This is a genomic window from Streptomyces sp. NPDC059679 (assembly GCF_042734105.1).
GTDB lineage: Bacteria > Actinomycetota > Actinomycetes > Streptomycetales > Streptomycetaceae > Streptomyces.
The window spans coordinates 1-5,256 of sequence record NZ_JBHWES010000157.1; the positions used below are offsets into that span (position 1 = coordinate 1).

The window sequence follows — 5,256 nt, forward strand, 5'->3', positions numbered from 1 at the left end:
GGGCAGGGGCTGGTCCCTCGCGGCCCCTGCCTGCAGTGCTGCCAATCGCAAACGCCGGCCGAGCCGGAAAACGCCGGGCGGGCTGGATCTCACACGAGATCCAGCCCGCCCGGCGTTTTGCTGACCGGGGTCCGCGGCGGAGCCCCGGAGAGGGGAGGCTACGCGTCGCCCCCGGCCGCGCCCGGGTCGGCGGCGGCCACGTCGAGCAGCTGGTAGCGGTCGATCGCCTGCTTGAGCACCGAGCGGTCGATCCGGCCCTCCTTGGCGAGCTCGGTGAGCACCGCCAGGACGACCGACTGCGCGTCGATGTGGAAGAAGCGGCGCGCCGCCCCGCGGGTGTCGGCGAAGCCGAAGCCGTCGGCGCCCAGCGACTGGTAGCTGCCCGGCACCCAGCGTGCGATCTGGTCCGGAACGGCCCGCATCCAGTCGGAGACGGCCACCTTCGGCCCCTCCGCGTTCGCCAGCTTCCGCGTCACATACGGAACGCGCTGCTCCTCCTCCGGGTGGAGCAGGTTGTGCTCCTCCGCCTCGACGGCGTCGCGCCGCAGCTCGTTCCAGGAGGTCGCCGACCACACATCGGCCTTCACATCCCACTCGTCGGCCAGGATGCGCTGCGCCTCGATCGCCCACGGCACCGCCACGCCCGAGGCGAGGATCTGCGCCGGGATGGCGCCCTTCTCGCCCTCCTTGAAGCGGTACAGGCCCTTGAGGATGCCCTCGCGGTCCACGTCGGCGGGCTCGGCCGGGTGCCGGATCGGCTCGTTGTAGACGGTGAGGTAGTAGAAGACGTCCTCGCTGTCCTCGCCGTACATCCGGCGCAGACCGTCCTGCACGATATGCGCGATCTCGAAGCCGAACGCCGGGTCGTACGCGACGACCGCCGGGTTGGTCGAGGCCAGCAGCTGCGAGTGGCCGTCCGCGTGCTGCAGACCCTCACCGGTCAGGGTCGTACGGCCGGCGGTCGCGCCCAGTACGAAGCCGCGCGCGAGCTGGTCGGCCATCTGCCAGAACTGGTCGCCCGTGCGCTGGAAGCCGAACATCGAGTAGAAGACGTAGACCGGGATCAGCGGCTCGCCGTGCGTGGCGTACGCCGAGCCCGCAGCGATCAGCGAGGCCGTACAGCCCGCCTCGGAGATGCCGTCGTGCAGCATCTGCCCGGTCGGCGTCTCCTTGTAGGCCAGCAGCAGCTCGCGGTCGACCGACTCGTAGGTCTGGCCCAGCGGGGAGTAGATCTTCGCCGAGGGGAAGAGCGAGTCCATGCCGAAGGTGCGGTACTCGTCGGGCGCGATCGGCACGAACCGCTTGCCGATCTCCTTGTCCCGCATCAGGTCCTTCAGCAGCCGTACGAACGCCATGGTGGTGGCGATCTGCTGCTGACCGGAGCCCTTCTTGGTCGTCGCGTACGTCTTGTCGCCCGGCAGCTGCAGCGGCTTGGCGCGCACCACGCGGGTCGGAACATACCCGTCCAGCGACTTGCGCCGGTCGTGCATGTACTGGATCTCCTCCGAGTCCCGGCCCGGGTGGTAGTACGGCGGCAGGCCGGACTCCAGCTCCTGGTCGGGGATCGGCAGGTGCAGCCGGTCGCGGAAGCGCTTGAGGTCGTCGACCGTCAGCTTCTTCATCTGGTGGGTCGCGTTGCGGCCCTCGAAGTTCGGGCCGAGCGTCCAGCCCTTGACCGTCTGGGCCAGGATCACCGTCGGCTGGCCCTTGTGGGCCTTGGCCGCCGCGTACGCCGCGTAGATCTTCTTGTGGTCGTGACCGCCGCGGCCCAGGTGCAGGATCTGGTCGTCGGTCATGTGCTCGACCATCTTGCGCAGCCGCTGGTCGTCGCCGAAGAAGTGCTCGCGGATGTAGGCGCCGGTCTCGGTCGCGTACGTCTGGAACTGGCCGTCGGGCGTGGTGTTCAGCCGGTTGACCAGCAGGCCGTCGCGGTCCTGCGCGAGCAGGGGGTCCCAGGTGCGGTCCCACACCAGCTTGATCACGTTCCAGCCGGCGCCGCGGAACTGCGACTCCAGCTCCTGAATGATCTTGCCGTTGCCGCGCACCGGGCCGTCGAGGCGCTGCAGGTTGCAGTTGACGACGAAGGTCAGGTTGTCCAGGCCCTCACGGGCGGCGAGGGAGAGCTGGCCCAGCGACTCCGGCTCGTCCATCTCGCCGTCGCCCAGGAACGCCCAGACATGCGACTTGGAGGTGTCGGCGATGCCGCGCGCCTCCATATAGCGGTTCATCCGCGCCTGGTAGATCGCCCCGAGCGGGCCGAGGCCCATGGAGACCGTCGGGAACTCCCAGAAGTCCGGCATCGACCGCGGGTGCGGGTAGCTGGACAGACCGTGGGAGGCCTTCGACTTCTCCTGCCGGAAGGCGTCCAGGTTCGCCTCGTCCAGCCGGTCCAGGAGGAAGGCGCGGGCGTAGATACCGGGGGAGGCGTGGCCCTGGAAGAAGATCTGGTCGCCGCCGTCGCCCCGGTCCTTGCCGCGGAAGAAGTGGTTGAAGCCCACGTCGTAGAGCGAGGCGGAGGAGGCGAAGGTGGCGATGTGGCCGCCGACGCCGATGCCCGGGCGCTGGGCGCGCGAGACCATCACCGCCGCGTTCCAGCGGGTCGCGTTCAGGATCTTGCGCTCGATCTCCTCGTTGCCGGGGAAGAACGGCTCGTCCTTGGTGGCGATGGTGTTGACGTAGTCGGTGCTGCGCATCTCGGGCACCGCGACGCGCTTCTCGCGGGCGCGCTCGATCAGGCGGAGCATGAGGTAGCGGGCACGTTCCCGGCCTCGCTCATCGACAGCTGCGTCGAGCGAGTCGAGCCACTCCTGGGTCTCTTCGGGATCGAAGTCCGGGACCTGGCTGGGAAGGCCGCCAATGATGATCGGGTTGCGATCGGATCCGGAAGCCACGCTATTCCTTCGCTTTTCGGTCGTGCTGTGCACGCAATGGATTCGTGCTCTGCTGGGTCGCGCCGATCTCCATCGTGTACCTCGCGTAGGGGATACGTCACCTCTACCGGGTGGTAACCATCACGTGGTGAGACTGGCGCTGCGTGGGCGTCGGGGTGCGACGGCCAAACCGCAACCATACGCTCACCCCGCACGGGGTACGCGTACGCCCGTTCGGCCCTGGGGGGCCTACCCGGCGTATCGTGTCGGTACGCGTGTTCAAACGGGACATTTTGGAGTGATGTGACTCACTCGTGGCTGTTCGTCCATGATGGGAGTTGCGGCGACACTCCCCCAATGCTCCGTTGAACGCCGTATGGGCGGACCCCCCACGTTTGGGCGGGATCGCTGGCCAGGTACTTGCGCGATCCGCCCGGCCCGTGTGGACTACGCCCCATGCCCCGCGCACGCGCGTGGCGCACAACGACTTGAAGAATGAACGCAAGATGACAGGAGGCAATCCGTGAGCGCGACCGCGGACCACGCGGAGGAGCGGACCAACCCTGCCGTGAGGCTGGGTTTCCAGCCCGATCAGGTGGTCCAGGAGATCGGCTACGACGACGATGTCGACCAGGAGCTCCGCGAGGCCATCGAGGAGATCACCGGCCAGGAGCTTGTCGACGAGGACTACGAGGACGTGGCCGACGCCGTCGTGCTGTGGTTCCGTGAGGACGACGGCGACCTGACGGACGCGCTGGTGGACGCCATCCAGATGATCGACGACGGCGCGCCGGTCTGGCTGCTGACCCCCAAGACCGGCCGTGACGGCTATGTCGAGCCGAGCGACATCAACGAGGCCGCGACCACCGCCGGCCTGTCCCAGACCAAGAGCTTCAATGCGGGCAAGGACTGGACGGGCAGCCGTCTGGTCACCCCGAAAGCCGCGAAGTCGAAGCGCTGAGCCGACACCGCGACACCCCGCTGAGAGCCCCCCTCCGTAACCTTCGGAGGGGGGCTCTGCGCGTAGGGTGACCCCAGCCAAACCAGCCAACCAGCACATCAGCTACCAGCGAAGGGATGCCACCCATGGCGATAGAGGTCGGCGCGAAGGCCCCCGATTTCGAGCTGAAGAACCAGCACGGGGAGTCGGTCCGGCTCTCCGACTTCCAGGGTGAGAAGAACGTCGTCCTCCTCTTCTACCCGTTCGCCTTCACCGGCGTGTGCACCGGCGAGCTGTGCGCCCTGCGCGATGAGCTGCCCAAGTTCGTCAACGACGAGGTGCAGCTGCTCGCCGTCTCCAACGACTCGCCCTTCACGCTGCGCGTGTTCGCCGAGCAGGAGGGGCTTGAGTACCCCCTGCTGTCGGACTTCTGGCCGCACGGCGAGGCCAGTCGGGCGTACGGCGTCTTCGACGAGGAGAAGGGGTGCGCGGTGCGCGGCACCTTCGTGATCGACAAGGAGGGCGTGGTCCGCTGGACCGTCGTCAACGGCCTCCCCGACGCCCGGGACCTCAACGAATACGTCAAGGCCCTGGAAACCCTGTAAGGCCCCGGAATCCTGGTGACGACGGAAACCCTGTGACGAGGGGGAACCGCTCACTAGGATCGACGCGTTGATCCTGATGGGATCCCTGGGCGCCCCAGGCCGCGCCTGGCGGCGCCCCCGGCACCCGGCATAGCAATGAAGGGGCACACCGTGCTCCTGACGAACCTTTTTTAGGAGGACTCGTGGGAGTCAGCCTCAGCAAGGGCGGCAACGTCTCGCTGACCAAGGAAGCCCCTAACCTGACCGCCATCACCGTGGGTCTGGGCTGGGACGTCCGCACCACCACGGGCACTGACTTCGACCTCGACGCCAGCGCCCTGCTGACCAACGCCGAAGGCAAGGTCTCCGGCGACCAGAACTTCGTCTTCTTCAACAACCTGAAGAGCCCCGACGGCTCGGTCGAGCACACCGGTGACAACCTCACCGGTGAGGGCGAGGGCGACGACGAGCAGATCAAGGTGAACCTGGTCGGCGTGCCGGCCGATGTCGCCAAGATCGTCTTCCCGGTGTCGATCTACGACGCCGAGACCCGCCAGCAGAGCTTCGGCCAGGTTCGGAACGCGTTCATCCGCGTGGTCAACCAGGCCGACGGCAACGAGCTCGCCCGCTACGACCTGACCGAGGACGCCTCGACCGAGACCGCCATGGTCTTCGGCGAGCTGTACCGGCACGGGGCGGAGTGGAAGTTCCGGGCGATCGGCCAGGGGTACGCCTCCGGGCTGCGCGGCATCGCACAGGACTTCGGCGTCAACGTCTGATACGCCCGTAGCACCACCCGCGTATGTACGTTCCGCGTACGCACCGTACGGCCCGCGCGTCCGGCGCCGCGTCCCTGCACACC

At 67.9% G+C, this 5,256-nt stretch carries 4 protein-coding genes; 3 read left to right on the forward strand and 1 reads right to left on the reverse strand.

Annotated features, from left to right (window positions below):
• Positions 1–158: 158 nt before the first annotated feature.
• On the reverse strand, positions 159–2,891 hold the full coding sequence (gene aceE, locus ACFV2X_RS55215) for a pyruvate dehydrogenase (acetyl-transferring), homodimeric type (protein WP_385631817.1): 2,733 nt from the start codon (positions 2,889–2,891) through the stop codon (positions 159–161).
• A gap of 502 nt (positions 2,892–3,393) precedes the next feature.
• Here aceE and ACFV2X_RS55220 point away from each other — a divergent pair.
• The 3 genes from ACFV2X_RS55220 (at position 3,394) to ACFV2X_RS55230 (ending at position 5,173) form a co-directional block, all read left to right on the forward strand.
• Positions 3,394–3,831 carry a DUF3052 domain-containing protein gene (locus tag ACFV2X_RS55220; protein ID WP_014180045.1) on the forward strand — a complete coding sequence of 146 codons (438 nt, stop codon included), beginning with the start codon at positions 3,394–3,396 and terminating at the stop codon, positions 3,829–3,831.
• Between the two features lie 125 nt (positions 3,832–3,956).
• Positions 3,957–4,415, forward strand: a complete 459-nt coding sequence (locus tag ACFV2X_RS55225) for a peroxiredoxin (RefSeq protein ID WP_385631820.1) — start codon at positions 3,957–3,959, stop codon at positions 4,413–4,415.
• 182 nt (positions 4,416–4,597) lie between these two features.
• A complete protein-coding gene (locus tag ACFV2X_RS55230) occupies positions 4,598–5,173 on the forward strand; it encodes a TerD family protein (RefSeq protein ID WP_089506474.1) in 576 nt (191 codons plus the stop codon).
• Positions 5,174–5,256: the final 83 nt, after the last annotated feature.

What these genes read in the sequence shown, in the direction of transcription:
- ACFV2X_RS55225 (WP_385631820.1), top strand. Translation starts at nt 3,957, where the DNA reads ATGGCGATAGAGGTCGGCGCGAAGGCCCCCGATTTCGAGCTGAAGAAC.